This is a genomic window from Phycicoccus sp. Soil803 (assembly GCF_001429685.1).
In the GTDB taxonomy this organism is placed as follows: Bacteria; Actinomycetota; Actinomycetes; order Actinomycetales; family Dermatophilaceae; genus Pedococcus.
The window spans coordinates 2,696,041-2,722,004 of sequence record NZ_LMST01000001.1; the positions used below are offsets into that span (position 1 = coordinate 2,696,041).

The 25,964-nt window shown below is 72.2% G+C and carries 28 protein-coding genes; 12 read left to right on the forward strand and 16 right to left on the reverse strand.

Going from position 1 to position 25,964, the window contains the following annotated elements; genetic code table 11:
- Positions 1 to 36 precede the first annotated feature (36 nt).
- Positions 37 to 408: a DUF6504 family protein gene (locus ASG95_RS12360; protein WP_235543831.1), complete on the reverse strand. Its 372-nt coding sequence runs from the start codon at positions 406 to 408 to the stop codon at positions 37 to 39.
- Positions 409 to 738: 330 nt separating this feature from the next.
- Between ASG95_RS12360 and ASG95_RS12365 the strand changes: the two genes are divergently transcribed.
- Positions 739 to 1,284, forward strand: a complete 546-nt coding sequence (locus tag ASG95_RS12365) for a YbaK/EbsC family protein (protein ID WP_082592567.1) — start codon at positions 739 to 741, stop codon at positions 1,282 to 1,284.
- Between the two features lie 99 nt (positions 1,285 to 1,383).
- Here the strand turns inward: ASG95_RS12365 and ASG95_RS12370 are convergent, their stop codons facing one another.
- On the reverse strand, positions 1,384 to 1,770 hold the full coding sequence (locus ASG95_RS12370) for a VOC family protein (protein ID WP_057378893.1): 387 nt from the start codon (positions 1,768 to 1,770) through the stop codon (positions 1,384 to 1,386).
- Positions 1,771 to 1,863: 93 nt separating this feature from the next.
- Between ASG95_RS12370 and ASG95_RS12375 the strand changes: the two genes are divergently transcribed.
- On the forward strand, positions 1,864 to 2,670 hold the full coding sequence (locus ASG95_RS12375) for an HAD-IIA family hydrolase (RefSeq protein WP_057377662.1): 807 nt from the start codon (positions 1,864 to 1,866) through the stop codon (positions 2,668 to 2,670).
- Between the two features lie 34 nt (positions 2,671 to 2,704).
- On the opposite strand, the gene ASG95_RS12380 is transcribed toward ASG95_RS12375, so the two are convergent.
- Positions 2,705 to 3,022, reverse strand: coding sequence for a helix-turn-helix transcriptional regulator (locus ASG95_RS12380; protein WP_056920776.1), 318 nt, complete (start codon positions 3,020 to 3,022; stop codon positions 2,705 to 2,707).
- Positions 3,023 to 3,123: 101 nt separating this feature from the next.
- Between ASG95_RS12380 and ASG95_RS12385 the strand changes: the two genes are divergently transcribed.
- A complete protein-coding gene (locus ASG95_RS12385) occupies positions 3,124 to 4,413 on the forward strand; it encodes an MFS transporter (RefSeq protein WP_082592569.1) in 1,290 nt (429 codons plus the stop codon).
- 235 nt (positions 4,414 to 4,648) lie between these two features.
- Here the strand turns inward: ASG95_RS12385 and metF are convergent, their stop codons facing one another.
- Positions 4,649 to 5,587: a methylenetetrahydrofolate reductase [NAD(P)H] gene (metF, locus tag ASG95_RS12390; RefSeq protein ID WP_057377663.1), complete on the reverse strand. Its 939-nt coding sequence runs from the start codon at positions 5,585 to 5,587 to the stop codon at positions 4,649 to 4,651.
- A gap of 94 nt (positions 5,588 to 5,681) precedes the next feature.
- Here metF and ASG95_RS12395 point away from each other — a divergent pair, with 94 nt between their 5' ends.
- Positions 5,682 to 6,767 carry a polyprenyl synthetase family protein gene (locus tag ASG95_RS12395; RefSeq protein ID WP_057377664.1) on the forward strand — a complete coding sequence of 362 codons (1,086 nt, stop codon included), beginning with the start codon at positions 5,682 to 5,684 and terminating at the stop codon, positions 6,765 to 6,767.
- Positions 6,768 to 6,789: 22 nt separating this feature from the next.
- Here the strand turns inward: ASG95_RS12395 and ASG95_RS12400 are convergent, their stop codons facing one another.
- A complete protein-coding gene (locus tag ASG95_RS12400) occupies positions 6,790 to 7,173 on the reverse strand; it encodes an Rv2175c family DNA-binding protein (protein WP_056920773.1) in 384 nt (127 codons plus the stop codon).
- 228 nt (positions 7,174 to 7,401) lie between these two features.
- Between ASG95_RS12400 and ASG95_RS12405 the strand changes: the two genes are divergently transcribed.
- The 3 genes from ASG95_RS12405 to ASG95_RS12415 all read left to right on the forward strand — a co-directional run bounded on the left by ASG95_RS12405 (position 7,402) and on the right by ASG95_RS12415 (position 11,734).
- Entirely contained in the window at positions 7,402 to 8,721 is a 1,320-nt protein-coding gene (locus ASG95_RS12405) for a lytic transglycosylase domain-containing protein (RefSeq protein ID WP_082592571.1), read from the forward strand.
- 114 nt (positions 8,722 to 8,835) lie between these two features.
- Positions 8,836 to 10,794, forward strand: coding sequence for a Stk1 family PASTA domain-containing Ser/Thr kinase (gene pknB / locus ASG95_RS12410; protein ID WP_057378895.1), 1,959 nt, complete (start codon positions 8,836 to 8,838; stop codon positions 10,792 to 10,794).
- Between the two features lies 1 nt (position 10,795).
- Entirely contained in the window at positions 10,796 to 11,734 is a 939-nt protein-coding gene (locus tag ASG95_RS12415) for a DMT family transporter (RefSeq protein ID WP_235543833.1), read from the forward strand.
- A gap of 5 nt (positions 11,735 to 11,739) precedes the next feature.
- On the opposite strand, the gene ASG95_RS12420 is transcribed toward ASG95_RS12415, so the two are convergent.
- From ASG95_RS12420 to ASG95_RS12435, 4 genes are read right to left on the reverse strand one after another with little or no spacing between them, the layout of a single operon-like run.
- Positions 11,740 to 12,807 (reverse strand): low specificity L-threonine aldolase, encoded by a 1,068-nt coding sequence (locus ASG95_RS12420; RefSeq protein WP_082592573.1) that lies wholly within the window; start codon positions 12,805 to 12,807, stop codon positions 11,740 to 11,742.
- 4 nt (positions 12,808 to 12,811) lie between these two features.
- Positions 12,812 to 14,164 carry a class II 3-deoxy-7-phosphoheptulonate synthase gene (locus ASG95_RS12425; RefSeq protein WP_057377667.1) on the reverse strand — a complete coding sequence of 451 codons (1,353 nt, stop codon included), beginning with the start codon at positions 14,162 to 14,164 and terminating at the stop codon, positions 12,812 to 12,814.
- A gap of 53 nt (positions 14,165 to 14,217) precedes the next feature.
- Positions 14,218 to 14,781: a VanZ family protein gene (locus ASG95_RS12430; RefSeq protein WP_057377668.1), complete on the reverse strand. Its 564-nt coding sequence runs from the start codon at positions 14,779 to 14,781 to the stop codon at positions 14,218 to 14,220.
- Positions 14,778 to 15,488, reverse strand: a complete 711-nt coding sequence (locus ASG95_RS12435) for a M15 family metallopeptidase (protein WP_057377669.1) — start codon at positions 15,486 to 15,488, stop codon at positions 14,778 to 14,780. The genes ASG95_RS12430 and ASG95_RS12435 overlap by 4 nt, the downstream gene beginning before the upstream one ends.
- 88 nt (positions 15,489 to 15,576) lie before the next feature.
- Between ASG95_RS12435 and ASG95_RS12440 the strand changes: the two genes are divergently transcribed.
- The 3 genes from ASG95_RS12440 to ASG95_RS12450 are packed head-to-tail and all read left to right on the forward strand — an operon-like array spanning position 15,577 to position 17,937.
- Positions 15,577 to 16,284: a response regulator transcription factor gene (locus ASG95_RS12440; RefSeq protein ID WP_057377670.1), complete on the forward strand. Its 708-nt coding sequence runs from the start codon at positions 15,577 to 15,579 to the stop codon at positions 16,282 to 16,284.
- Positions 16,277 to 17,365 (forward strand): HAMP domain-containing sensor histidine kinase, encoded by a 1,089-nt coding sequence (locus ASG95_RS12445; protein WP_057378896.1) that lies wholly within the window; start codon positions 16,277 to 16,279, stop codon positions 17,363 to 17,365. Before ASG95_RS12440 ends, ASG95_RS12445 begins: the two co-directional genes overlap by 8 nt.
- An 8-nt stretch (positions 17,366 to 17,373) precedes the next feature.
- Complete coding sequence (locus tag ASG95_RS12450; protein ID WP_235544195.1) at positions 17,374 to 17,937, forward strand: dihydrofolate reductase family protein; 564 nt, start codon at positions 17,374 to 17,376, stop codon at positions 17,935 to 17,937.
- A 44-nt stretch (positions 17,938 to 17,981) separates the two neighbouring features.
- On the opposite strand, the gene ASG95_RS12455 is transcribed toward ASG95_RS12450, so the two are convergent.
- The 3 genes from ASG95_RS12455 to ASG95_RS12465 are packed head-to-tail and all read right to left on the reverse strand — an operon-like array spanning position 17,982 to position 20,819.
- Positions 17,982 to 18,683, reverse strand: a complete 702-nt coding sequence (locus ASG95_RS12455) for a response regulator transcription factor (protein WP_057377672.1) — start codon at positions 18,681 to 18,683, stop codon at positions 17,982 to 17,984.
- On the reverse strand, positions 18,680 to 19,864 hold the full coding sequence (macS, locus tag ASG95_RS12460) for a MacS family sensor histidine kinase (protein ID WP_057377673.1): 1,185 nt from the start codon (positions 19,862 to 19,864) through the stop codon (positions 18,680 to 18,682). Before macS ends, ASG95_RS12455 begins: the two co-directional genes overlap by 4 nt.
- A 13-nt stretch (positions 19,865 to 19,877) precedes the next feature.
- Complete coding sequence (locus tag ASG95_RS12465) at positions 19,878 to 20,819, reverse strand: 1-acyl-sn-glycerol-3-phosphate acyltransferase (protein WP_082592574.1); 942 nt, start codon at positions 20,817 to 20,819, stop codon at positions 19,878 to 19,880.
- A gap of 129 nt (positions 20,820 to 20,948) precedes the next feature.
- Between ASG95_RS12465 and ASG95_RS12470 the strand changes: the two genes are divergently transcribed.
- Both ASG95_RS12470 and ASG95_RS12475 read left to right on the forward strand, forming a co-directional pair.
- A complete protein-coding gene (locus ASG95_RS12470; RefSeq protein WP_235544197.1) occupies positions 20,949 to 21,686 on the forward strand; it encodes a carboxylesterase in 738 nt (245 codons plus the stop codon).
- Between the two features lie 55 nt (positions 21,687 to 21,741).
- Positions 21,742 to 22,362, forward strand: a complete 621-nt coding sequence (locus ASG95_RS12475; RefSeq protein ID WP_057377674.1) for a hypothetical protein — start codon at positions 21,742 to 21,744, stop codon at positions 22,360 to 22,362.
- 95 nt (positions 22,363 to 22,457) lie between these two features.
- Here ASG95_RS12475 and ASG95_RS12480 read toward each other — a convergent pair whose 3' ends face one another.
- The 4 genes from ASG95_RS12480 to ASG95_RS12495 are packed head-to-tail and all read right to left on the reverse strand — an operon-like array spanning position 22,458 to position 25,930.
- Positions 22,458 to 23,258, reverse strand: coding sequence for an endonuclease/exonuclease/phosphatase family protein (locus ASG95_RS12480; RefSeq protein WP_082592576.1), 801 nt, complete (start codon positions 23,256 to 23,258; stop codon positions 22,458 to 22,460).
- Positions 23,255 to 24,247: an ROK family glucokinase gene (locus ASG95_RS12485; protein ID WP_057377675.1), complete on the reverse strand. Its 993-nt coding sequence runs from the start codon at positions 24,245 to 24,247 to the stop codon at positions 23,255 to 23,257. The genes ASG95_RS12480 and ASG95_RS12485 overlap by 4 nt, the downstream gene beginning before the upstream one ends.
- Complete coding sequence (locus ASG95_RS12490; protein WP_057377676.1) at positions 24,244 to 24,729, reverse strand: hypothetical protein; 486 nt, start codon at positions 24,727 to 24,729, stop codon at positions 24,244 to 24,246. Before ASG95_RS12490 ends, ASG95_RS12485 begins: the two co-directional genes overlap by 4 nt.
- The gene (locus tag ASG95_RS12495; protein ID WP_057377677.1) at positions 24,722 to 25,930 is read right to left on the reverse strand and encodes an ArsA family ATPase; all 1,209 of its coding nucleotides are present in this window, start codon (positions 25,928 to 25,930) and stop codon (positions 24,722 to 24,724) included. Before ASG95_RS12495 ends, ASG95_RS12490 begins: the two co-directional genes overlap by 8 nt.
- Between the last annotated feature and the right edge of the window lie 34 nt (positions 25,931 to 25,964).

Below are 25,964 nucleotides of genomic sequence, written 5' to 3' on the forward strand. Positions count from 1 at the left end.
CGTGGAGGACCCNGGTGGACATGAGCTCGTTCCCCATCAGTCCGCGACCCTCAGCAGCCGCCACTGGTCGCCGTGGTCGGCACCCAGGTCGTAGACCCCTACCCCGCAGAGGCGGCCGGCACTCGCCTCGACCCGCCAGACCTGCCGCTCGCGGGCATCGGTGAGCACGTCGCTACCCCCGTCCCGCTCCCGGGCGTCGCGCCACCACGGGCGGCGTTCCTGCCAGCGGTCGAGCACGGCCCGCACGACGTAGAGCCGGCCGCGCCAGACAAAGGCCTCGGGCTCGCGTGCTCCCCCGCCCCCGACACCTCCAGCAGCCCCGACACCGGCAGCCCCCAGGACGCCGGGGGTGAGCTCGTCGCGACCCCCCTCGCGGACCTCGATGGTCTCTTCGTAGCGGCGAACCACGGGATGCTCCTTCACGGTCTGGTGCGGATGAGATGGGCAGGGATCGGGCAGGGTGGAACCGGGCATGGAACCGGGCATGGCGCAGCACCGTCGAGAGCAGGCGCGACGGCGCACTCAGGTGGTGGCTCCGGCCCTGTGACGGGCGGGGTCGAGGCGCCTGATCACCGGGCCGGAGCCGCCGCGCTCCACCGGTGACCGGTCGTCATCGGGTGGACCACGAGTTCGAACAAGTGTTCGATAAGAAGAACCGTACACCCCGCCACGGACAGCCCGTCAACCCCTTCGGGAACAGTGGTGACAGCGACTCCCCCACGCCCCTACTTTGGGGACATGACAGCACCCGAGGGACCGACGTCGGCCCCCGACACGGTGGCCTCGTCACCCGACCTGACCGCACACCCCGCCGTGCGCCGGGTGCTCGACACGCTCGCCCGGCACCACGTCGTCCCGCAGGTCGTCAGCCTTCCCGACGCCGCCCGCACCGCGGCTGCCGCGGCCGCCGCCCTGGGCATCACCCCGGCCGAGATCGCCAACTCCCTCATCTTCCGCGCCCATGCCCCCGACCAGAGCATCAGCCCGGTGCTCATCCTCACCTCGGGCGCGCACAAGGTCGACCTGGTCAAGGTCGCCGAGCTCGTCGACGACATCGACCACCTCGACCGCGCCGACGCCGACTTCGTCCTGGCGACCACCGGGTTCACCATCGGTGGCGTGGCGCCGGTCGGCCACCCCGTGCCGGTCCGCACCCTCGTCGACGTCTCACTCAGCCGTTACCGCCACGTGTGGGCCGCCGCGGGGCACAGCCACACCGTCTTCCGCACGACCTACGAGGAGCTCCTGCGGGTCACCGGCGGGCACGCCATCGAGGTCGCCTGAGCGACCCGCGACCCGCGACCCGCGACCCGCCATCCCGGACCCCGCACGGAGTCAGGCCGCGCCCCAGAGGGTGGGGCACGGCATACCGGAGTCGCAGCCCTAACCGCTCGCCACCTGGTGGACGCACAGGACGTTGCCGTCGGGGTCCTTGAACCACGCCGCCTTTTCGCCGCCCATCTCGGCGATGTGGTCGACGGTCTTCAGGTCGGGCAGGTCGTAGTCCTCGAAGACGATCCCCCGACCCTCGAGGTCGGCGACCTCGGCGACCACGTCGTCGACCTCCCAGGTCAGGGCCGTGCTGGGGTTCTGCGTGCCGGCCTCACGGGGCAGCAGCATCAGCATCGCGCCACCGCTGAGCTGGTACCTGAGACTGCCTTCGTCGTTCGTCCCGAGGTACGGCAGGTCGAGCCGGTCGTAGAAACCCTTGGCGCGATCGATGTCCGCGACAGGAAGCAGCGCCGCAACTGCGCTCGTGGCCAATGACATGGCGAGCACCTCCTTCAGGCCCCTCCAGCGTGCCCGCGGTCCGGCTGCTGGTGCTCCACCAAAGCGCGCAGCACAAGTCGGCACAATGGACGCATGACCACCCCGAAGCCCGTCGAGTGCTGGCTCACCGACATGGACGGCGTCCTCGTCCACGAGGAGAGCGTCATCCCCGGAGGCCCCGAGTTCATCGCCGCCCTGCAGGAGTCCGGCACGCGCTTCCTCGTCCTGACGAACAACTCGATCTTCACACCGCGCGACCTGCGAGCCCGCCTGCTGGCGAGCGGGATCGACGTGCCCGAGGAGTCGATCTGGACCTCGGCCCTGGCGACCGCGCAGTTCCTCGCCGACCAACGGCCGGGTGGGAGCGCCTTCGTGGTGGGTGAGGCCGGCCTGACGACCGCCCTGCACGAGGTGGGCTACACGATGACCGAGCGCGACCCGGACTACGTGGTCCTGGGCGAGACCCGGACGTACTCGTTCGAGGCGATCACCAAGGCGATCCGGCTCATCGAGGCGGGCGCCCGGTTCATCGCCACCAACCCCGACGTCAGCGGACCGAGCCCCCTCGGGATGCTGCCTGCCACCGGCTCCGTCGCAGCCCTGATCAGCACGGCGACCGGCCACCAGCCCTACTTCGTCGGCAAGCCGAACCCCCTGATGATGCGCAGCGCGCTCAACCGGATCGACGCCCACTCCGAGTCGACGGTGATGATCGGCGACCGGATGGACACCGACGTGATCAGCGGCCTCGAGGCGGGCCTGCGCACCGTGCTCGTGCTGACCGGGTCCACCCGCCCGGAGCAGGTGGGCCGGTTCCCCTACCAGCCCACCCGGATCGTGGACTCCATCGCCGACGTCGTGCCCCTCGTGGGCGAGCTGCGCCCCTCACCCCGGGACTGAGCGACCCACGACGCGGGTATGCCGTGCGGCTGGGTCAGCGGGTGGCGCCGAGGACGCTGTCGAGCAGTCCGGGGAAGGCCGCGTCGAGCTCCTCCCGCCGCAGCGACACCAGGCGCTCGCGACCGCGTGGCTCGTTGCGGATCACCCCCGCTTCGCGCAGGACCTTCATCAGGTGCGACTTGGTCGACTTGGGCAGCGCCGGGTTGGTCGCGCCACACTGGGCCATCTCGAGCGGACCGTCCGCGAGGTCCCGGACGATCTGGAGCCGGGCGGGGTCGCTCAGCGCGAAGAGCACGTCGGTGAGCGTCACGTCGGCGAGGTCAGGGTGCGGGAGCACCTGGTTGGCGGGCATGGTTCGATAATACTCGAACCAATTTGGCGTCATCGGGAATGCCTCGGCCGGAATGACGGTTCGACAAATATCGAACCGTTGTTTCGTCCGAGAGGCCCGTCATGAGCGCGACCAGCAGCATCCCGACCGGCACCACCAGCCCGACCGTGATCAGCACCACCGGCGCGGGGGGCAGCACCCCGACCCCCACGACCGCCCAGGACCGGCCGGGCCGGCTGCGTCTCGCTCGTCGACCGGCCTTCGTGCTCGCCCTCACGACCGTCGTCGCGATGATGGTCGGTGCGAGCGCCCCGTCGCCGTTCTACCCCGTGCTGCAGGCCGAGATCGGCTTCTCGCCCGGCACGATGACCACCATCTTCGGGGTCTACGCGCTCACCCTCCTGGCGACCCTCCTGGTGACCGGGTCACTGTCGGACCACATCGGCCGCCGCCCGGTGCTGGCGACCGGCTTCGTCGTCCTCGCCGTGAGCATGGTCGGGTTCTGGCACGCCGACGGCGTCGCGACGCTGATGGTGTCCCGAGCCGTGCAGGGCGTCGCCGCGGGCCTGTTGATGTCGACCATGTCCGCTGCGGTCGTCGACCTCGAGCCCCGCAACCGTCCCGGCCTCGCCGCCACCCTCAACAGCGTCACCCCGCTGTTCGGCCTCGCCGCCGGCGCCCTGGTCGCCGGGGTGGCGCTCGACGCGACCACGCACGCGCTGCCGATCGTCTTCGCCGGCCTCACGGTGCTCTACGTCGCCCTCGCCATCGGCGTCCTGGCGCTCCCCGAGACCTCACCCCGGCACGAGGGCTGGCGGCGCTCGCTGCGGCCCCGGGTCGGCATCCCCGTGGCCGCCCGACCCGCCTTCCGGCGCAGTGCCCCCGCCCTCTTCGCCGGCTGGGCCACCGGTGGGCTCTACCTCTCCCTCGGTGCGCCGATCGTCGGTCAGCTCCTGGGCGGCCGCACCCACCTCGAGCAGGGCGCCGTCGTAGCGGTCCTCACCGGGGTCGGCGCGCTCAGCTCCTTCCTCGGCCGACGTCGCTCGCCCCGCCAGATCACGCTCTACGGCACGACCATGCTCGCCCTCGGCACGATCCTGACGCTGGCGGCCCTGCACGCCGAGTCGCTGGTGGGCTTCCTGCTCGCCGCCGTGGTCGCGGGCTCCGGCTTCGGGACGTCGTTCCTCGGGATCATGCGCTCGATCACCCCGACGGTCGGGCCGGAGCAGCGGGGCGAGCTGTTCTCCAGCGTGTTCGTCGTGAGCTACCTGGCGTTCGGGCTGCCTGCCGTTGCCGCCGGGTTCGCCGCTCCGCACCTGGGTCTCGAGCGGACCGCGACGATCTACGGGCTGGCCGTGGTCGTGCTCTCGGGCGCTGCAGCGCTCGCCCGGGCCTTCACCACCCGCGACTGATCCGAGACGGCGTGGACTGAGTCGTCTGAGGCTGAGTCATCCGAGGCTGAGTCGTCTGAGGCTGAGTCATCTGAGTACGTGTACGGATGCGCCGGCCGGCGCCCGCGCGGGAGGGTGGTCCCCGTCGCGTTCGGGGGAGTGCGGCAGCGGGACACGAACCGTGACGCAGCCATGAGGGGAGCCTGCGCCCGGCTCGTGTCCCGCCCTCGTCCCGGCGGCCCTCCCACTCGCGCGGTCAGGCCCGGCTGGCGGCGGTCCTGGCCCCGAGGTCGAGGTTGCGGTAGACCTCGAGGGTCGCGGTCGAGCGGTTCATGGTGATGAAGTGCAGCCCCGGCGCGCCCTCCGAGAGCATCCGGTCGGCGAGCTCGGTGGCGATCTGCACGCCGACCTCGCGCGTGGCGGCGGGGTCGTCCGACACGGCCTGCAGCCGCTGCACCACGGCCTGGGGCAGCGGGGTGCCCATCAGCTCGGACATCCGTGCCACCTGCTTGAAGTTGGTCACCGGCATCAGCCCAGGGGTGATCGGCAGGTCGCGGCGGGCGGCGACGGCATCGCGCAGCCGGAGGTAGGAGTCGGCGTCGAAGACCATCTGGGTGATCGCGAAGCTCGCGCCGGCGTCGGCCTTGCGGACCATGACGTCGACGTCGTGCTCGAAGCTCGGCGAGGCCGGGTGGACGTCCGGGAACGCCGCGACGCCGATGGTGAAGTCGCCCAAGGTCCGCACGAGCTCGACCAGGTCGGTCGCGTGGTTGAGGCCCTCGGGGTGCGCGGTCCACTCGCCGCCGGGGTCGCCCGGCGGGTCACCGCGCAGGGCGAGGATGTTGCGGACGCCGCTCGCGGCATACAGCCCGACCACCTGGCGCAGCGCGGCGACCGACGCGCCCACGCAGGTGAGGTGGGCCAGCGGGGTCAGCGTGGTCTCCCGGGCGATCCGCTCGGTGACCCGCACGGTGCGGTCCTGGTTGGACCCGCCGGCGCCGTAGGTGACCGACACGAAGTCGGGCCGGACCGACTCCAGCCGCCGGATGGCGTCCCACAGCACCGACTCCCCCGCGTCGTCCTTCGGCGGGAAGAACTCGAAGCTGATCGACGGGTGGTCGGCGGCCAGCATGCCGGGGATCGACTGCGGCTCCCTCCCCGGTCGCCCGTCGCGTGACGTGTGCACCAAAGCCATGGCGGTGAGACTAGTCGAGGCGTCACGCCGTAGGCTCGGGGCCAGCACAGGATGAGACATCCTCGGACCGACAGCCGCCTGGGAGGAACGCGTGGTGACCAGCCCGCTCGACGCCGCCTCCCTGCGTGAGCGGGTGCAGGCCACGGTCGACGAGGTCCTCGCCCACCAGGCGACCGTCCTCGCCGAGGTGGGCCCCGACGCGCAGGAGCTGCTCGGCGCCGTCGCCCGCCTGCTCACCGGCGGCAAGCGGCTCCGGGCCGCTTTCCTCTACTGGGGCTACCGCGCCGCGGGCCAGCCCGACTCCGACGCCGTGGTCCGCGTCGCGACCGCGATGGAGTTCTTCCAGGCGGCCGCGTTGATCCACGACGACGTCATGGACGACAGCGACACCCGACGGGGTATGCCGGCTGCGCACCGTTCGCTCGCGGCGCGCCACGAGCGCGAGTCGTGGTCGGGCGACGCCACCCGGTTCGGGGTGGCCGGCGCGATCCTGGCCGGCAACCTGTGCCTCAACTGGACCGAGGAGATCTACGCGACGTCCGGCCTCGATCCGGACCACCTCGAGCGCGGGCGTGGCGTCTTCGACCGGATGCGCACCCAGCTGATGGGTGGCCAGTTCCTCGACGTCGTGGAGTCCGCCCGGTCCTGGGACGGCGTACCCACCAGCGAGCGGGTCGAGCGGGCCGAGCACGTGATCCGGTTCAAGAGCGCCAAGTACACGGTCGAGCACCCTCTCCTCATCGGCGCGACCGCCGGCGGCGCCTCGGACGACGACCTCGCCGCGCTGTCGCGCTACGGGCTCGACCTCGGACAGGCCTTCCAGCTGCGCGACGACCTGCTGGGCGTCTTCGGCGACCCGGCGGCCACCGGCAAGCCCGCGGGCGACGACCTGCGCGAGGGCAAGCGCACCGTGCTGGTCGCCCACGCCCTGGCCGGGGCGGACGAGGCGGGGCGCGAGCTGATCGAGAGCCGGCTGGGCGACCCGACCCTCGACGACGAGGTCGTCCAGCAGCTGCGCGACGCCATCACCGCGGCCGGGGCCGTCGACGCCGTGGAGGCCGACATCGCCCGCCTCGCGGGGTCGGCACGGATGGCCCTGAAGTCGACCCGTGACCTGTCGCCCGAGGCGACCGGCGTGCTCGACCAGCTGATCGACAGCGCGACCAGCCGAGCCAACTGACCCCACCGGTGTCCCGGCAGCGCTAGAAGGCCTGCTCCATGGCCCGGCGCCGCACCTCGGTCTTGAACCCGGCCGCGAGGTTGTCGACCGGCGTGCCCGGGACCCGCAGCGTCGGGTCGGGGGTGAACAGCCAGCGCAGGATCTCCTCGTCGTCGAGCCCACCGTCACCGAGCACCGTGAAGGTGCCCCGCAGGTGCCGGAACACGTCCTCGTGGAGGAACTGCTCGGGCACGGCCACGACCCTGCGCTCACCGATGCGGGCGCTCAGCAGCTCGCGCTCCTCGATCAGCCTCCGGACGGCCGACAGGGCGATGCCCATCCGCTCGGCGACGTCGGGGACGGTCAGCCAGGAGCCGACGAGGGCTTCCAGCGAGGGCTCGGCATCCGCCGGGGGCTGTTCGGTCACGGGACAAGAGTGCCAGCCGGAGCAGGCAAAGCAAATCGCCGGAGAAAGTGAATTACATCGATGTAAGTCGATATGGGAGTGCCCGAATGGTGTACCTTTCACATTCGTCACAGTCGTCACACTGTCCACTCCAGCACCGACTGATGCACCAGCCCCGCGGCCCGCACGCCGCGACCCAGGAACGCCCACCGTTCGCCCACAGATCGCCCGGAAAGGCAGCCGCCCCCGATGTCTCCAGTGATCGCTCCCGCAGCGCTCCCTTCGGCCACCCTCCAGGCGCCGGTCGCAGTCGTGCAGAGGGCCAAGCCCGCCCCGCACGGCTGGACCACCTACACGGTGCGCAGTGGCGACACCCTCGCCGCCATCGCCGACCGGACGGGCACCACCACGGGCGTGCTCGCGTCGCGCAACCACCTCAGGGGTGGCGGCAACCACCTCTCCATCGGCCAGCGCCTCTCCGTGCCGAAGACCGCCGCCCAGGCGCGGGCCGAGGCCGCCCGGGCGAGGGCAGCAGCAGCAGCGCGTGCCGCCGCGATCAAGCGGGCCACCTACGTCGTGCGCTCCGGGGACACCCTCAGCCACATCGCGGTCCGCAAGGGCGTCTCGCTCGCGGCCCTGCTCAAGGCCAACCGCTTGTCGACCCGTTCGGTCCTGCAGGTCGGCCAGAAGATCCGGATCCCCGGTGCCGGCGCCGCCCATGCGAGCCGACCCACCGCCCGGACGGTGTCGACCACCACCTACCGGGTGCGCAGCGGCGACACCCTCAGCGCCATCGCCGCCCGCACCAGGACGTCCCTCGCGACCGTCTACTCCCTGAACCACCTGAGCGCCCGCAGCGTCATCCACCCGGGCCAGCTCATCAAGGTGCGCGGGACGACTCCGGCGGCGACCCGGCGGGCCGGCTCCGCGGCATACACGGTCCGCCCGGGCGACACCCTGAGCGGCATCGCCGTGAAGCACGGCACCACCCTCGCGGCCCTGCTCAAGACCAACCACCTGTCGGCACGCTCGGTCATCCACCCGGGCCAGCGGCTCCGGGTGCCCGCCAAGCCGGCCAAGAGCGCGGCGAGCTCCAACACCTTCGCGGGACGCACCTACCCCCGCTCGACGGTCAACGCGGCCAACCGCAACCGTGCCGCGCTGGCCAGGACCTCCGTCCCGAGCCGCAGCCAGACCAAGGCCATGATCATCGCGACGGCCCGTCGGCACGGCGTGGACCCCAAGCTGGCGCTCGCCGTCGGGTGGCAGGAGTCCGGCTGGAACCAACGGCAGGTCTCGGTCGCCAACGCCATCGGCGTCATGCAGGTCATCCCCTCCTCGGGGCAGTGGGCCTCCGACATGGCCGGTCGCCCGCTCAACCTGCTGCGCACCCAGGACAACATCACTGCCGGTGTCGTCATCCTGCGCTCGCTGACCCGCTCGGCGAAGAACCTCGACCAGGCGATCGCCGGGTACTACCAGGGCCTCTACTCGGTGCAGACGCACGGCATGTACGCCGACACCAAGGTCTACGTGGCCAGCATCAAGGCGCACCGCGCCCGCATGTGAGGCCGGACCTGCGCCCGGACGGCACCCCGCGTGCCACGGACCTGATGTGAGCCCGGACACCACCCACGGACCCGCCTGCGCGAGATGACCAGCGAGACCTCCTACACTTTGCGGGTGTCTTCAGGTGTCACCGAGTCGTTGCTCGGTCGTGTGTTCGACGGGCGTTACCGCGTCCTGTCGCACATTGCCGACGGTGGAATGGCGTCGGTCTACCTTGCCCTCGACACCCGGCTCGACCGCGACGTGGCCCTCAAGGTGCTGCGTCACGACCTGGCCCAGGACGACGCCTTCGTCAGCCGGTTCAAGCGCGAGGCGCGCTCCGCCGCCCGGCTCTCGCACCCCAACGTCGTGTCGGTCTTCGACCAGGGCGAGGACGACGGACACATGTTCCTGGCCATGGAGTACGTGCCCGGCCAGACGCTGCGTGAGGTGATGAAGGCCGAGGGCCCGCTCACCCCGCGAGCCACCCTCGACATCATGGCTCCGGTGCTGCAGGCGCTCGGCGCCGCGCACCGGGGCGGCATCATCCACCGCGACGTCAAGCCCGAGAACATCATCCTGCGTGAGGGCGACGGCACCGTGAAGGTGGCCGACTTCGGGCTCGCCCGGGCGGTCTCCAACCAGACCTCGCACTCCCAGACCGGCGTCCTGCTCGGCACGGTGGCCTACCTGTCCCCCGAGCAGGTCGAGCGCGGCATCGCCGACGCCCGCAGCGACGTCTACGCCGCCGGGTTGATCCTGTTCGAGATGCTGACCGGCACCAAGGCGTTCACCGGCGACACGCCGATCCACATCGCCTACCAGCACGTGCACGGCTCTATCCCGGCTCCCTCCTCGCGGGTGAGCTCGGTGCCGAGCGAGCTCGACGCCCTGGTGGCGCTGGCCACCTCCCGCGACCCCGACCAGCGGCCCCACGACGCCGAGGACTTCCTCGCCGAGGTCCGCAAGTCACGCGCGATGCTGACCGCCACCGAGCTGGACCGTCGCCCCGAGGGCCCGGCCGCCCTGGGTGGTGGCGCGAGCACGGTGGCCGTCGAGCGGACCAGCGCGCTGCCGGTGCAGCACGAGCCGCGGCACGTCGCGCAGGGCGCTCGACCGCTCCCCCCGGTGGCCCTCCCGATCGACCGCACCCCGACCACACCCCCCGTGCTGCACGGCCGCGTCGTCGACACCTACGACGAGGACGAGCGCCGCGGACCCTGGCGGTGGATCTGGGCCGCCCTCGGGGTCGCCCTGGTCGCCGGCCTCGCCGCGTGGTGGTTCCTGGCCGGCCCGGGCTCGCCCACCGTGGTGCCGCAGACGACCAAGCTCACCTTCGCGCAGGCGCAGACCGCCCTCGAGCGCGCGCACCTCGGCGCCGAGCAGGTGGAGAGCTTCGACGAGTCGGTGCCCAAGGGCATCGTCATGTCGACCGACCCGGGCGCCGGCCAGGAGGTCCGCCGCGGCACCGACGTCAAGGTCACCGTGTCCAAGGGCCCGGAGCGGTATGCCGTGCCGAACGTCGTCAAGAAGTCCGCGGCCGAGGCGCGGGACCAGATCACCGCGGCCAAGCTCACCGTCGGCACCACCAAGGAGGCCTTCGACGACAGCATCGCCGCCGGTCTCGTGGTGGGTGTCGACCCGAAGGTCGGCACGCAGCTCAAGCGCGGCACCAAGGTCAACCTCGTGGTCTCGAAGGGCCGTCAGCCGATCCAGGTCACCGACTTCACCAACAAGCCCGCCAGCGAGGCGGTCGACGCGCTGTCCAAGGCCGGGCTCGAGGTCGACGCCACCGAGCAGGCCAACAGCGACACCGTCGCCAAGGGCAACGTGATCTCCCAGTCGCCGGCCGGTGGCACCCTCTTCAAGGGCGACCCGGTCAAGCTCGTGGTCTCCAAGGGCCCGGTCCTGGTCAAGGTGCCCGACGTGCAGGGCAAGCAGGAGGCCGAGGCCAAGGCGATCCTCGAGGGCGCGGGGTTCAAGGTCGTCGTGGAGCGCTTCATGGGCGGCATCTTCGGCACCGTCCGCAGCCAGGAGCCCGGCGCCAACACCGAACAGCCCAAGGGCAGCACCATCAAGCTCGTCGTCGTCTGAGTTGTCTGACCGCGAGGTGTCCAGCCGCCTTCCCGCCAGCCGTCTCGCGACGCTGCTGCTCGTCTCGGTCACCGCGGTCTGGGGCTCGACCTTCTTCCTCATCCGCGACCTCGTGGCGCACGTCCCATCGGCCGACTTCCTCACCGTGCGGTTCGCGATCGCCGCGGTCGTCATGGCCGTGGTCTTCCGTCGCCAGACGCTCGCGCTGAGCCGTCGCGAGGTCCTCATCGGGGTGGTCCTCGGCGTTCTCTACGGTCTCGCCCAGCTGCTCCAGACCATCGGCCTGGAGCACACCCCGGCCTCGGTGTCGGGTTTCGTCACTGGCACCTACGTCGTGCTGACCCCCGTCTTCGGGGCACTGCTGCTGCGCGACCGGGTCAACCGCACGACCTGGCTGGCGGTGCTGCTCGCGACGGCCGGGCTCGCGGTGCTGTCGCTGCGCGGACTCACGGTGGGGTACGGCGAAGCCGTGACCCTGGCCTCCGCGGCGCTCTACGCCCTGCACATCGTGGGCCTGGGCCGCTACTCGACCGCGGAGTCGGCCACCGGGCTGGCCACCGTGCAGGCCTTCGTCATCGCAGCGGTCACGCTCGTGGCGGCCCTCCCCGGCGGGATCACCCTCCCCGCGACGGGCGGGCAATGGACCTCGTTGCTCTACATGGCGCTGATCGCCGGTGCCGTGGCGCTGTGGGCCCAGACCTGGGCCCAGTCTCATCTGCCCGCGACCCGCGCGGCGATCGTGATGACCATGGAGCCGGTCTTCGCGACGTTCTTCGCCGTGCTCCTCGGGGGCGAGTCCCTGACCACCCGGATGGTGGCGGGCGGCGCGATGGTGCTGACCGCGATGTACGTGGTGGAGCTGCTGGGACGGCGCTCAGGGCCGGCGGGTGCCACTGCGGCCGAGGACCGGCCGGCCGAGCTGCTGCACCACGACGTCTGAGGGCGTCAGCTCGTCGGGCCGTCGGCCAGCAGCGGGACCAGCTCGGTGACGGCGCGGTCGGTGCCGGCGTCGTCGACGTCGAGGTGCCAGACCAGCCGCACCGCAGTCGCGCTCACGGGATAGAGGCGTATGCCGCGTCGGCCCGCCTCCTCGACGAAGGCCGCGGGCGCCCACCCGGCTCGGGCCACGTCGAGGACGACGATGTTGGTCTGCACCCGCTGCGGGTCGATCGACCCGGGGGCCGCCGCTGCTGCCGCCTCGGCGAACCGGCGGGCCCGGGCGTGGTCGTCGGCCAGTCGCTCGAGGTGGTGGTCGAGGGCGTGCAGGCCGGCCGCCGCGAGGATGCCGACCTGGCGCATGCCGCCGCCGAACCGCTTGCGCCAGATCCGGGCGCTGGCCATCAGGTCGCGGGACCCGGCCAGCACGGACCCGACGGGGGCGCCGAGGCCCTTGGACAGGCAGACGCTCACCGTGTCGAACAGCCGGCCGTAGGTGTCGAGCGGGACACCGGTGGCGACGTGGGCGTTCCAGAGGCGGGCGCCGTCGAGGTGCATCGCGACTCCCCGGTCGCGGGTGCCGGCGCGCAGGGCCTCGATCTGGTCGAGCGGCTGGACCGTGCCACCGCCGAAGTTGTGGGTGTTCTCGACCACGACGAGCCGGGTGTTGACCTGGTAGGTACCCCCGTCGGGGATCATCAGCGCCAGCGGCTGCGCAGCGTCGAGCAGGCCGTGCTCGGCCACCCACGACCGCGACGAGATGCCGGAGAGCACTGCGGCAGCGCCCATCTCGGCGCGCAGGACGTGCGCGAGCGAGTCAGCGACCAGCTCCTCGCCGTGGCCGACGTGCAGTCGTAGGCAGAGCTGGTTGGCCATCGACCCGGTCGGTGCGAAGAGGGCGTCCTCGTGGCCGAGCAGCTCGGCCACCCGCTCCTCGAGCCGCCGGACCGTCGGGTCCTCGCCGAAGACGTCGTCGCCGACCGGCGCACCGGCCATCGCGCGACGCATCGCGTCGGTGGGCTTGGTGAGGGTGTCGGAGAGCAGGTCGACGTGCACGGGTGGTGCGCTGGGCGGCATCCGGTCAGTCCTTGGCCAGCATCTCGGCGACGAGGAACGCGAGCTCGAGGCTCTGCTGGTGGTTCAACCGCGGGTCGCAGACCGTCTCGTAGCGCTTGTTGAGGTCGGCGTCGAGGATCTTCTCCGCGCCCCCGAGGCACTCGGTGACGTCGTTGCCGGTGAGCTCGACGTGGATGCCGCCGGGCACCGTGCCGAGCCCCTGGTGCACCTCGAAGAACCCGCGCACCTCCTCCACGACGTCGTCGAAGTCGCGCGTCTTGTAGCCGCTGGCGGACTCGAACGTGTTGCCGTGCATCGGGTCACAGATCCAGGTGACCTGGGCGCCGCTGCCGGTGATCTTGTCGACCAGGGTGGGCAGGGCGTCACGCACCGTCTTGGCACCCATGCGGGTGATGAAGGTCAGCCGGCCGGGCTCGCGGTCGGGGTCGACCTTGTCGATCAGGCGCAGCACGTCGTCGACCTCTGCCTTGGCCGACAGCTTGACGCCGATCGGGTTGAGCACCTTCGACACGAAGTCGATGTGCGCCCCGTCGATGTCCCGGGTGCGCTCCCCCACCCAGATGAAGTGTCCGCTGGTGTCGTAGAGCTCACCGGTGCGGCTGTCGACCCGCGTCAGCGGCCGCTCGTAGTCGAGGAGGAGGGCCTCGTGGGACGAGAAGAACTCCGTCGTGCGCATGGCGTCGAAGTCGGCGCCACAGGCCTGCATGAACTTCATCGCCTTGTCGATGTCCTTGGCCAGCCGCTCGTAACGGCTGTTGGCGGCGTTGGCGACGAAGCCGCGGTTCCAGTCGTGCACGTGGCGCAGGTCGGCGAAACCACCCTGCGTGAAGGCGCGGACGAGGTTCAGGGTGGCCGTGCTCGCGTGGTACGCCTTGACCAGCCGCTGCGGGTCGGGCGTGCGCGACTCGAGCGTGAACTCGAAGTCGTTGACCATGTCGCCGCGGTAGGCCGGGAGGCTCACCCCCTCGCGCATCTCGGCACCGCTGCTGCGCGGCTTGGCGTACTGCCCGGCCATCCGGCCGACCTTGACCACCGGGACGGACGCACCGTAGGTGAGGACCGCCGCCATCTGGAGGATCGTCTTGACCCGGTCGCGGATGTTGTCGGCCGTCGCCGAGGCGAAGGTCTCGGCACAGTCGCCGCCCTGGAGCACGAAGGCCTCACCGCGCGCCGCGGCGGCCATCCGCGACTTGAGGACGTCGCACTCCCCCGCGAACACCAGCGGCGGATAGGACGCGAGCTCGGCGACGGCGCTGGAGAGGCGGGCGGCGTCGGGCCACTCCGGCTGCTGGGCGGCCGGGAGGGCTGCGCCGGCCGCGAGGCTGGCGAGGGCGTCGTGGTGCTGCGTGGTGCTCACCGGTCAAGGATAGGTGCGCATCCCAGCGGGTGGGCAGGCGGCTCGGATCGCGGTCACGGGTGGCGCTGACGGAGCTGGACGGCGAACCGGTAGGACCTGCGCGACGCCAGCGAGACGACGGCGGCCAGGCCGGCCCCCGCCGCGTTGAGGAGGACGTCGTCAACCGACGACACCCGGTCCAGGCGCAGGACGTACTGCGCCGTCTCGATCAGGGCCGAACAGCCGGCTGCCAGGGCGGTGACCCGCGGCACCGAGGCCAGAGCCGGGAACCGCAACGGGGCGAGGAACCCCAGCGCCGCGAAGATGAGCAGGTTTCCGACGACCTGCACCGTCGACATGGTCTCGAGGTCGCGTAGCGGCACGAGGCTCACCGCCCCGGTGACCTCACCCGCCCGGCTGCCCGGGAGCATGGTCAGCCAGACCCAGGGCACGGTCCCGTAGACGATGCCGACGTCCGCTGCCGAGGTCCGCCAGGCGTCGACCGAGCTGCTGCCGCGAGCGGTCCGCCTGCGGACCAACGACCAGACCGTCTGCAGCACCAGCGGGAGGGCGGCCACCGTGAGCACGACGACACCGGTGTAGGTGCCCAGGACGTCGTGCCACCGCGCCGTGCTCATCGCGTCATCCGTGGGTCCTGGGTGGGGTCGGCATACATCGATGGACAGCCGTCGAGCGCGGCACCCTGTCGCAGCTCGAAGTGCCAGGGCTCGTTCCGGTAGATCTGGCACAGCCCGTAGGCCGCGCCGTGCCGCGCGAGCCAGCGCGCAGCCTCCGACGGGCCGAGGTCGACGGCATCGCCGGACACGTGCGCCGACGTCTCCGGGGTGGCCACCCAGCGTCTGGCCTCCTTCACCGACCCGTACTCCGCCACCGCCTGCTCGAGCAGCCGCTCCTGCTCGGCCGCCGAGCGCCAGCCGCTGTTGACGTGGAGCTCGACGCCGTCGTCGAGGGCCGCCGTCGCGGCGGTCCGGAGGGCGTCCAGCAGCGCGGGGTCGAGGTTGGCCACCGTCGCACTGCTGTCGTCGAAGACCGCGCCGCCCGGGCCCACGGAGCCCTCGCCGGGCACCGAGGTCGGCACGCTCCGCGGGTCCCGACCCGCCTGACCGTCGTCAGCGGCCGGGACCATCGCGGCGCGAGGCGGCGTCAGCGAGGTCTGCGACGCAACCCCGGGGCGGGGCACGGTGTGGACCTCGTGGCGCAGGTCGACCGGCGAGAGGGCCACGACTCCGGCGGCGACCGCGGCGACCGCGGCGAGGAGGACGACGAGGAGCACGCGCGATCTCGGGGGTCGCGCTGTGGTGGGTGTCGGCTGGTGGGGGATCATGGTGCTACCCAAGCCAGCGCGCTGTTGCCGGGGCGTATCCGGTTTTGCATACGTCGGCGATATGCCGGCGGTCGTTAGCATCCCGGGTATGCGGGTGCTGGTGGTCGAGGACGAGCCGTTCATGGCTGAGGCGATCCGCGACGGCCTCCGACTGGAAGCCATCGCTGCCGACCTCGCCGGCAACGGGCACACCGCGCTGGAGCTCCTGGACACCAACACCTACGACATCGCGGTCCTCGACCGCGACATCCCCGGCCCGTCCGGCGACGAGGTGGCCAGGCACATCGTGGCCTCCGGCACCGGCACACCGATCCTCATGCTCACCGCCGCGGACCGGCTGGACGACTTGGAGTCGGGGTTCGGGCTCGGCGCCGACGACTACCTCACCAAGCCGTTCGAGCTGCGCGAGCTCGTGCTCAGGCTGAGGGCGCTGGACCGGCGGCGCGGGCTGAACCGGCCACCGGTGCTGGAAGCGGCTGGGGTGCGGCTCGACCCGTTCCGCCGTGAGGTGCACCGGGACGGTCGCTACGTCGCCCTCACCCGCAAGCAGTTCGCCGTCCTCGAGGTGCTGGTCGCGGCACAGGGCGGGGTCGTCAGCGCCGAGGAGCTGCTCGAGCGCGCGTGGGACGAGAACGCCGACCCGTTCACCAACGCGGTGCGCATCACCGTCTCCGCGCTGCGCAAGCGGCTCGGTGAGCCGTGGGTCATCGTCACCGTGCCCGGCGTCGGCTACCGCATCGACGCGGGACCCGACGAGGAACCCACGGTCGCCGGTGCCGGAGCCAGCCGTGGATAGGGCGCCCGGCCTGAGCGTCCGCCTGAAGCTGACCCTCAGCTATGCCGCCTTCCTCATCGTCGCGGGCGGCCTGCTGATGGCCACGGTGTGGGTGTTCCTCCTGCGCTACGTGCCCACCGAGTCGAACTTCGGCCCGGCCTTCAGCCCGAGCCGAAGGGACCTCCTCGACGCCTTCGCCCCCAGAGCCGGCCAGGCGATGGTCTTCCTGCTCGTGTTCGGCCTGGTCGGCGGGTGGTTCCTCGCGGGACAGATGCTCGCACCGCTGACCAGGATCGCCGACGCCGCCCGGCTGGCCGGCACGGGCTCGTTGTCCCACCGGATCCGGCTCGAGGGACGCCGCGACGAGTTCCGCGAGCTCGCCGATGCGTTCGACGCCATGCTGGCCAAGGTCGAGGCCCGGGTCGCTGAACAGCAGAGGTTCGCGGCGAACGCGTCGCACGAGCTGCGCACGCCCCTCGCGGTCACCCAGACCCTCCTCGACGTGGCGCGCAAGGATCCTGGCGTCGACCACCGCGAGCTGGTGAACCGGCTGCAGTCCGTGAACGCTCGCGCGATCGACCTCACCGAGGCGCTGCTCGTCCTCAGTCGCGCCGACCAGCGGTCCTTCACACGGGAGGACGTCGACCTGTCGCTCCTGGCGGAGGAGGCCGCCGAGACGCTCCTGCCCACTGCGGAGCAGCGCGGGGTGACGATCGAGACGTCAGGGGCTGCTGCGCCCGCCACCGGGTCGCCCACGCTCCTGCAACAGGTGACGACCAACCTCGTGCACAACGCGATCGTGCACAACCTGACCCGCGACGGCGGCCACGTCTGGGTCACCACCGGCACCCGTCCCGACGGCGCCCTGCTGACGGTCGAGAACACCGGCGCCCACCTGACCCCGGCCCTGGTCGCCACCCTCGTCGAACCCTTCCAGCGCGGCGTCGGGCGGGCGCGCAGCGACCACGCGGGAGTCGGCCTCGGACTGGCCATCGTCGACAGCATCGTGCGGGCGCACGACGGGATCCTCACCCTGACCCCGCGACCCGACGGCGGGCTGCGCACTACCGTGGAGCTGCCCACCAGAGCAAGGAGCCGGTAGCCGTGCTGATGTACTCGATAGGCGTCACGGTCGATGGCTTCATCAAGGACCGGGAGGGCCGGTTCGACTGGGGCGGTCCCGACGACGAACAGTTCCGGGCCCACCTCGCCGAGGTGGGCTCGCTCGGCGCCTACCTCTGCGGCCGCCGGCTCTACGAGGAGATGCTCGTCTGGGAGACCGACCAGTCCTTGCGTGCCACCGAGGACCGTGCGGCGTTCGCGGACGTCTGGTGCGCGTTGCCGAAGGTGGTCTTCAGCCGCACCCTCCAGACCGTGCAGGGCAACGCACGCATCGCCCGGGGCACGGTGGCCGAGGAGGTGGCCCGCGCCGCCGACGAGACCGACCGCGACCTCTCCATCGGCGGGGCGGACCTGGCGGGCCAGGCGTTCGAGCTCGGGCTCGTCGACGAGCTGCGGGTGTTCCGCTACCCGCTCGTCGTCGGCGGCGGCACCCCCCACCTGCCGCCGGTCAGCGACCGCGTCAGGTTCGCGCTCACCGAGACCCGGACCTTCGGTGGCGGCGTCGTCTACGAGCGCTACCGCCGGGCCAGTGACTCCAGCGACTCGGACTGACCGGGTCCTCACCGACGCCCGCCCGGGCCCGTCGCCGGACCCGCTCAGGCTTCCGGGGTGTCGAGACCCTTCGCGATCGCAAACCGCACCAGCTCGATCCGGTTGTGCAGCTGCAGCTTGCCCAGCGTGTTCTGCACGTGGTTCTGCACGGTGCGGTGCGAGATGAACAGGTCGGACGCGATCTCCTTGTAGGACATGCCGGTCGCGACCAGCTTGAGCACCTCGGTCTCCCGCTCGGTCAGCTCGGGGATCGGCCGCGACGGGTCGGTCTGCGGCTGCGTCGACAGCTTGCGGAACTCCCCCAGCACCAGCCCGGCCAGACCCGGCGTGAAGACGGCCTCACCACGCGCCGTCGCCCGGACCGCCTCGACGATCTGCTCCCGGGAGGCGGACTTCACCAAGTAGCCGGTCGCGCCGGCCTTGACCGCCTCGAGGACGTCCTGCTGCTCGCCGGACGCCGACAGCACGAGCACCCGGGTCTCCAGTGAACCCAGGGCAGCGCACACCTCGTGGCCGCGCATCCCGGGCAGGTTGAGGTCGAGGACGAGCACGTCCGGCCGGGTGGCCTTGGTGCGGTTGACCGCGGACGGTCCGTCGTCGGCCGTGGCCAGCACCGCCATGCCTGCCTCGGCCAGGTCGCGGGCCACGGCGTCGCGCCACAACGGGTGGTCGTCGGCGACGACCACGCTCGGCTGCCGCGGGGGCTCCGACCCCGCGTCGCCGCCGGGCTGCTCCTGCTCGCTCATCGCGCTCCTCCGTCTCGTCCGCCGTCCTTCGGCGCCCGCATCCGCACGGTCACCCCAGCTCCTTCGCGTCCCGCGTACTCGGCCGTCCCACCCAGGTCGGTGAGCCGACCCCGGATGCTCGACGACGCACCCATCCTCCCGGCCGCGGCCGCCTCGTCGAGGCGACCCGCCGGCATACCCACGCCGTTGTCGCGCACGGTCAGCCCGACCTCGTCGCCGTCGTCCTCCACGAGCACCCAGGCCTGGGCCTCCTCGCCCGCGTGCACGCGCACGTTGTCGAGCGCCGCACCGACGGCGGCGACCAGCTCACCCGCCACGCGCGGAGGCACGAGCACGGGGTCGGCGGGCGCGACGAGGTGCACCCGGCCGCCGGCGTAACGCCCGAGCAGCTGGCGCAGGTCGACATCCCCCGAGACGGTCGCCTCGGTGTCGGCCGGCGACGTGCCGCTGACGAGGGCGCGCAGCAGGCGTTCCTGGTCGGCTGCCATGGCGCCGAGCTGCGCCGACTCCCCGCCGAGCTGGGTGCCACGCCGGTTGATGAAGGCGAGGGTCTGCAGGACGCCGTCGTGCACGGTGCGGGCCAACCGCTCGCGCTCGCGCACGCTGGCCTCGAGGGCGAGCGCCTCGCGCAGCTTGGCGTGGCCCTCGCGGGCCAGGTCGCAGGCATAGCCGATGAGCGTCCCGATGAGCAGGAGCAGGACGATGTTGTTGATGGTGTTGGGCGTCGCCCGGCCGACCTCGACCACGTCGACGACCCCGATGAAGACGGCCGCCGCGAGGCCGCCAGTGCGACCGAGCAGCACGGCCGCCGAGACCACCCCCGCCGCGGGCCAGAACGTGGGCAGCGTGCGGCTACCGGCCTCGATCGCCTCCGCCGTGTCGACCAGCCTGGTCGCGAGGATCGCCCCGGCGGCCAGCAGCAGCTCGACGACCACCAGCCACAGCCTGCGACGGCGGTAGAACACGAGGAAGACGGTCCACACGCCCAGCACCGCCAGCACCAACCAGGCGAGGGTCGGCCGGACCAGGTCGTGCGGGCGGTCCCAGAGCGAGTACGCGGCATAGGCCAGCGCGAGAGGTCGGAAGACGTCGATGCCCTTCCAGAACGCCGACACCACCTCGGGTTGCGAACCCGGCGCGGCGACGTCCTGGCGCGCGGACAGGCTCAGGTGCCGCGCCACGGCGAAGGTGCCCTCAGCTCGCCGCGCGGGCGCCCGGGGGCACCTCGTCGGAGGCCGCGTCGCCCGCGCCCTCGGCGGGGAGCGGGTCGGCCCCGGCCTCGGTCCGCACGTCGTCGCGGGCGGTCAGCTCGTCGATGTCACCGACGGCGTCGTCGACGCTGGGGCGGACCTTGCGCGACGACTCGTCGTCCTGGGCGTCGAGCGCCTCCTCGAGCTCCTTGGCGGCGGTGCCCGGGAGGGCAGCCTCCTGGAGCTCGCGGGCCTTGGTCTTCGCGGCGGCGAGGATGCGGTCCTTCATCGACGTGGCGTACATGTCGACGTACTCCTGGTCGGACAGGAGCATCAGCTCGTACATGATCTCGTCGGTGATCGACCGCAGGACGAACCGGTCGTCCTCCATGCCCTCGTAGCGGGAGAAGTCGAGCGGCTTGCCGATCTTGACGCCGATCCGGATCAGCTTGGGGATCTTGGTGCCGGTGGGCTGGGCCTTGTCGGTGCCGATCATCGCGACGGGGAGCACCTTGACCTTGCCCTCGAGGGCCATCCGCGCGACACCGGTGCGGCCACGGTAGAGCCGGCCGTCGGGGCTGCGGGTGCCCTCGGGGTAGATGCCGAGCAGCTCGCCGCGACGCAGCACCTTCAGCCCCGAGCGCAGGGCCGCCTCGCCGGCCCGACCGCCGGAGCGGTCGACGGGCAGCTGGCCCACGCCGCGGAAGAACGCTGCCGTCGCGCGACCCTTGAGGCCCCGACCCGTGAAGTAGTCGGACTTCGCCAGGAACGTCATGCGACGAGGGACCACCAGCGGCAGGAAGATCGAGTCGGAGAAGGACAGGTGGTTGCTCGCGAAGATGGCGGCGCCGTCGTCGGGAATGTTCTCCTCGCCCTCGACCCACGGGCGAAAGAGCAACTTGAGGATCGGGCCAAGAACGACCGTCTTGAGCACCCAGTAGAACACCAGCACACCTCCGAAGTGACGCCGTGAACTCTACGGTACCGAGGGCGACCTCGCGGCACCGTGCGAGAATGCGCGCCATCGTCGGATCCCCCCGTCCGACCCCGGAGTCCACCAGGAGCCCCGTTGTCCGTGCTTCCCGGCGCCGAGCCGTACTCCCACGACGGAACCGACACGGGGGTCCTCCTGCTCCATGGTTTCACCGGCACACCCCAAGCCGTGCGGCCGTGGGCCGAGCACCTCTCCGAGCGCGGCCTGACCGTCCGCGTCCCGCGACTCCCGGGACACGGCACGACGTGGCAGGAGCTCAACCGCACCCGGTGGCAGGACTGGTATGCCGTCGCTGACGCCTCGTTCCGCGAGCTCCACGAACGCTGTGGCCGGGTCTTCGTCGGAGGTCTCTCGATGGGCGGTGCGTTGGCGCTCGCGCTCGCCCAGGAGCACGGGCCGCGGGTGTCCGGCCTGGTCCTGGTCAACCCCGCGGTGAAGTTCGACGACTGGCGGGTACGGCTGGTGCCGGTGCTGCGCCACGTCGTGCCGAGCGTGGCCCCCATCGGCAGCGACATCAAGAAGCCGGGGGTGGTCGAGCTGGCCTACGAGCGGTCGCCGGTGCAGGCCGCCCACTCGCAGTTCACGGCGTGGAAGAACGTCATCCGCGACCTGCCGGAGGTCACGCAGCCGGTGCTCCTCCTGCACTCCGCGGAGGACCACGTCGTGCCGGCCGCGAGCTCCGAGCTGGTGCTCGCCCGGATCTCCAGCGAGGACTCCACCGAGATCCTGCTCCGCGACAGCTACCACGTGGCTACCCTCGACCACGACGCGCCACGTATCTTTGACGAGTCGGTGCAGTTCATCGAGCGGCTGACCTGATCGGGCCGGTCCCACACCGGCCGGCCAGTCGTCCGATCCAGACCAAGGGGCATCCATGAGCGACCGCGACGTCGACGCCGAGTTCGCGGACATCATCGCGCGCTGGGACGAGGTCGAGTCGCTGCCCGACGCCGCGGACGGCGCTGCCACGACTGCGGCGACCGGCGCGGGGACCGACGCCGGGACCGACGCAGGGACCGACGCCGGGCTGGACGCCGGGCCCGACCCGAGGACCGTCGAGGGGCCGACCGCACCCGGCGACCCACCCCAGGTTCTCGGCCCCGGCGTGAACCCTCCGTTGCGGTCCAACACCAACCCGCCGCCGACCCGGCCCTTCGTCGTCTGGCGCGGAGCCGAGATCCCCGAGCCGGAGCCCGGCGAGGACTCCCCCGACCCGGTGGAGCTCCGCGACCTCTCGGACCTCGACGACGACCACTTCGAGCCCGGGCCGACCGCTCCCCTGCCGCCGCAGGAGGACCTGCAGTTCTGGGGGATCATCGTCGGCCTGGTGGCTGGCCCCCTGCTGCTGCTCTGGATCGTCATGTTCCGACCGGACGTCAGCGACTGGTGGACCCTCGGCGCGCTGGGGCTGACCGTCATGGGCTTCGTCCTGCTGGTGATGCGACAGCCGCACGCCCGCGACGAGGACGACCCCGACAACGGCGCCCGGATCTGACCCATCTCCGGTGACCACGGTGCACGCCGATCCCGGCTGACCGGTTGACGCTCGCGCAGCGCGCTGGCAACCCGTCCAGGGCCTGCGTCACCTGCCTAGCCCGGTGGGTCGTCCTGGGAGCTGCTCGCCGCCGCATCGGCAGCGACCTCCTCGACGCGCTCGACGGTGGACGCAGGGACCACGGGCTCGCCCTCGGTCTCGGTCTCCGCGGTCGGCACCGCCTGCGGGTCGAGGTCGACGTCGACCCACGTGGGGCGGTGGTCGCTGGCGGCGACGAGGTCGGCGACCTCGAGCTCGACCGCCCGGTGCGGGAGCACCGTGAGGTCGGGTGAGGCGAAGATGACGTCGAGCACCCGGTGCGGGGCGCTCGCCGGGTAGGTCGGCACGGGCGGTGAGATGAGGCGCAGTGGCGAGGCGAACAGCCGCCAGGCCCGGCCGGTCTCGCCCTCGTTCAGGTCCCCGGCCAGCAGCACCGGGCCGCCCCCGGAGACGGTCCGCAGGATCTGGCCCGCGTGCCGCTCGCGTTCGTCGGCGTCGAGGCTCAGGTGCACCGACGACACCACCAGCGGCTGGTGACCGGCAGGACCGACCCGGATCACGGCATACCCCCGGGTGCGCTGCAGGGCAGCCACCCGGAGCCGGTGGTGACGGGACTCGCTCACCTGCACGCGCAGGGAGGTGAAGATCGTCGTGCCGCCGCTGCCGCGGTGCCGTCCGGACCAGAACAGGCCGCACTCGGCCGCGAAGTCGGACACCCGCCAGGTCGAGAACAGCCGTCGAGGCACCTCCTGCAGGCACAGCACGTCGGGGTCGATGGCACGGATGACGCGTGCCGCCGCGTGCCGGTCGAGGGTGAAGTCCTTGAGGTTGTAGGACGCCACCCGCATCGTGCTCATGCGCCCTCGGCCGCGGCCCGTTCCAGGGCGTCGCGGCGAGCCAGGTCCGCTGCGCCGATCAACCCCGCCTCGTTGCCCAGGGCTGCGGCGACGATCCGGGCCTCGGGCCGGTAGCCGCGGCCCGTGAGGTGCCGTCGGAAGGTCGTGCGGGCCGGTTCGAGCAGCAGGTCTCCCGCGGCGCTGACCCCACCGCCGATGACGAACACCCCCGGGTCGAGGGCCGCCGCCAGGTTGGCGATCCCGATCCCCAGCCACTGGCCGATCTCGCCCAACAGCTCGGTGGCCGTCGCGTCGCCGTCGCGGGCCGCCTCGGTGATCATCGGACCGGTCAGCGACGACGGGTCACCACCCACGAGGTTGAGCAGGTCGGTCGCCATCGGGCTGCCCGCCGTCATCATCGCCCGGGCCTCGCGCACCAGCGCGTTGCCCGACGCGTACTGCTCCCAACAGCCCTTGTTGCCACACTCGCAGCGTTGGCCACCGGGGACCACCTGCATGTGGCCGAACTCCCCCGCGATCCCGTACCGGCCGCGCATGATCTGTCCGTCGAGGATCATCGCGCCCCCGATCCCGGTGCCGAGGTTGACCATCACGACGTGCGAGTCGCCTTGCGCCGCACCGAATCTCCACTCGGCCCACGCCGCCGCGTTGGCGTCGTTGTCGACCGAGATCGGCACCGGCACCCGGCGCTGCAGGTTGGCCTCGAGGGGCTCGTCGCGCCAGGACAGGTGGGGGGCGAAGACCACGGTCGCGCGGTCGGCGGCCACGAAGCCCGCTGCGCCGATCCCGACCGCGACGACGTCGTCACCCGCGCCGTCGATCAGCTCGGCGACCACGTCGACGATGGTGTCCTCGACGACGCTGGGGCTGGTCGAGCGGTGCGGCGTGTCGCGACGGGCGCGGGCCACGACCACGCCGCCGGGGTCCACGACTCCCCCGGCGACCTTGGTGCCACCGATGTCGATCCCGATCGCCAGTCCGCCGCTCATGAGGTCGCGCTCCCCGGGGCGTCCTCGTCGTCGACCGCGATGTCCTGGACCCGCGAGGAGTGGGGTTGCGACCGGCGGGGCGAGGCCGACCCGGAGCTCCCCGTGTCGGCGCGGCGCTGGCCGGCGATGTCGCGCAGCGTCGCGGCGAGCGCACCCGCGAGGTCGGCCAACCGGTCGACGGTCTCGGGTCGCACCGACCGCAGCAGCCCGATGCCCTGGCAGACCGGGCACAGCTGGCAGGCGACCGCCTGCCCGACGCCGCTCGGCGCGCCGCACGACGAGCAGCGCGGGGTGGTCGAGTCGGCGCCCCCTGCGTGGGTGCCCGGCTCCTCGGTCCCGGACCCGTCGGTCCCGGACGCCGCGTGACCCGGCCCCGCGGCATACCCGGCCTGCGCACTGGTGGCCCAGCCACCGAGCGCGTCCAGGAGGCGGGCAGCCTCCTCCGCCACCGTGCCCACGGCAGGGCGTTCGTCGTCAGCCACGCGGCCAGACCTCCTCGTCGGGGACGAAGCGCACCCGCAGCAGTCCGTCGCGCACGGAAGCACCCTCGACCACGCATCGTTGCAGAGCCGACGGCAGGGTGAGCACCCGGCGGTGCTCCCCCACCGTCACGACCAGCTCGTCGTCGCGGCGTTGCAGGCCCAGGTCGGCCGCGTGGGCCAGCGGGAGCGGCAGGACCAGGAGGAACCCCTCGTCGGTGCGTTCGACCGTCAGTCCGCGGTGGGTGACGGGGGCGAGGACGTCGCTGCCGCCTTCCTGCGCCTCGGCGAGCGCGGCGAGCGCGTCGGCACCGATCGGCTCCGACGGGAGATACGGAGTCACGACCACCGGCAGCCCGGCGAACGACTCGCACACCTCGACCAGGCCACCCCGCTGGGCCGTGTTCCACGAGGCGCGCCAGGCATCGGTCCGGCCCTCCTCGGCGGTGGCGTCCGGGAACACCCGGTTGACGACGACCGCGTCGACGACGAAGCCGTAGAGCGACAAGGACGTCCAGGTGCGCCGCGACTCGGCGATCACGACGCGTTCGGGCGTCAGGACCAGTCGCACGGAGGTCTGGTCACCGGTCAGGATGCGGTGGACCTCGCGCATCTGCCGGTGCCACCCGGTGACCGCCTCGACCACCGCGGGGTCGGGCAGCGGCACCCCGGCAGCCGCGGCCGCAGCAGGACGCAGGGTGCGGATCAGGCCGCGCTGCGCGGGGAGCAGGCGCTCGAGGTGCCAGGCGAGCGCCTCGGGCAGGGCCAGCAAGCGCAGGGTCTCGGCGGTCGGGGCGCAGTCGACGACGACGAGGTCCCACGGGCCCGACTCGACCTGCGACCGCAGCTCGAGGAGGGCCGCGACCTCCTCCGCGCCGGGGAGGCGGGTCAGCTCCTCGGCGACGACCGGGTCGACGCCGACGGTGTCGAGGACGGCGAGCAGGTAGTCCTGGACCACGCGCCACGACTCGCCCAGCAGGTGGGGCGGGCTGATCTGCAGGGCGGAGAGGCCGGACTCGACGTCGACCGGTGACCCGCTGCGCGACCCGCCCAGGGCGACCCCGAGCGCGTCACCCAGCGAGTGGGCAGCGTCGGTCGACATGACCAGGGTCTTGACGCCGGCCCGAGCCGCCTTGACGGCCGTGGCGGCTGCCGTGGTGGTCTTGCCGACCCCGCCCTTGCCGGTGAAGAGGATGACGCGCATGGCTGTCGACGCCCCTTGGCTATCGAGGGTCCGC

Bases quoted from the DNA above. Each gene is read 5' to 3' on its own strand.
- ASG95_RS12365 (WP_082592567.1), top strand. From the start codon at position 739: ATGACAGCACCCGAGGGACCGACGTCGGCCCCCGACACGGTGGCCTCG.
- ASG95_RS12370 (WP_057378893.1), bottom strand. From the start codon at position 1,770: ATGTCATTGGCCACGAGCGCAGTTGCGGCGCTGCTTCCTGTCGCGGAC.
- ASG95_RS12375 (WP_057377662.1), top strand. From the start codon at position 1,864: ATGACCACCCCGAAGCCCGTCGAGTGCTGGCTCACCGACATGGACGGC.
- ASG95_RS12380 (WP_056920776.1), bottom strand. From the start codon at position 3,022: ATGCCCGCCAACCAGGTGCTCCCGCACCCTGACCTCGCCGACGTGACG.
- ASG95_RS12385 (WP_082592569.1), top strand. From the start codon at position 3,124: ATGAGCGCGACCAGCAGCATCCCGACCGGCACCACCAGCCCGACCGTG.
- metF (WP_057377663.1), bottom strand. From the start codon at position 5,587: ATGGCTTTGGTGCACACGTCACGCGACGGGCGACCGGGGAGGGAGCCG.
- ASG95_RS12405 (WP_082592571.1), top strand. From the start codon at position 7,402: ATGTCTCCAGTGATCGCTCCCGCAGCGCTCCCTTCGGCCACCCTCCAG.
- ASG95_RS12420 (WP_082592573.1), bottom strand. From the start codon at position 12,807: ATGCCGCCCAGCGCACCACCCGTGCACGTCGACCTGCTCTCCGACACC.
- ASG95_RS12430 (WP_057377668.1), bottom strand. From the start codon at position 14,781: ATGAGCACGGCGCGGTGGCACGACGTCCTGGGCACCTACACCGGTGTC.
- ASG95_RS12435 (WP_057377669.1), bottom strand. From the start codon at position 15,488: ATGATCCCCCACCAGCCGACACCCACCACAGCGCGACCCCCGAGATCG.
- ASG95_RS12440 (WP_057377670.1), top strand. From the start codon at position 15,577: ATGCGGGTGCTGGTGGTCGAGGACGAGCCGTTCATGGCTGAGGCGATC.
- ASG95_RS12450 (WP_235544195.1), top strand. From the start codon at position 17,374: ATGTACTCGATAGGCGTCACGGTCGATGGCTTCATCAAGGACCGGGAG.
- ASG95_RS12455 (WP_057377672.1), bottom strand. From the start codon at position 18,683: ATGAGCGAGCAGGAGCAGCCCGGCGGCGACGCGGGGTCGGAGCCCCCG.
- ASG95_RS12475 (WP_057377674.1), top strand. From the start codon at position 21,742: ATGAGCGACCGCGACGTCGACGCCGAGTTCGCGGACATCATCGCGCGC.
- ASG95_RS12480 (WP_082592576.1), bottom strand. From the start codon at position 23,258: ATGAGCACGATGCGGGTGGCGTCCTACAACCTCAAGGACTTCACCCTC.
- ASG95_RS12485 (WP_057377675.1), bottom strand. From the start codon at position 24,247: ATGAGCGGCGGACTGGCGATCGGGATCGACATCGGTGGCACCAAGGTC.
- ASG95_RS12495 (WP_057377677.1), bottom strand. From the start codon at position 25,930: ATGCGCGTCATCCTCTTCACCGGCAAGGGCGGGGTCGGCAAGACCACC.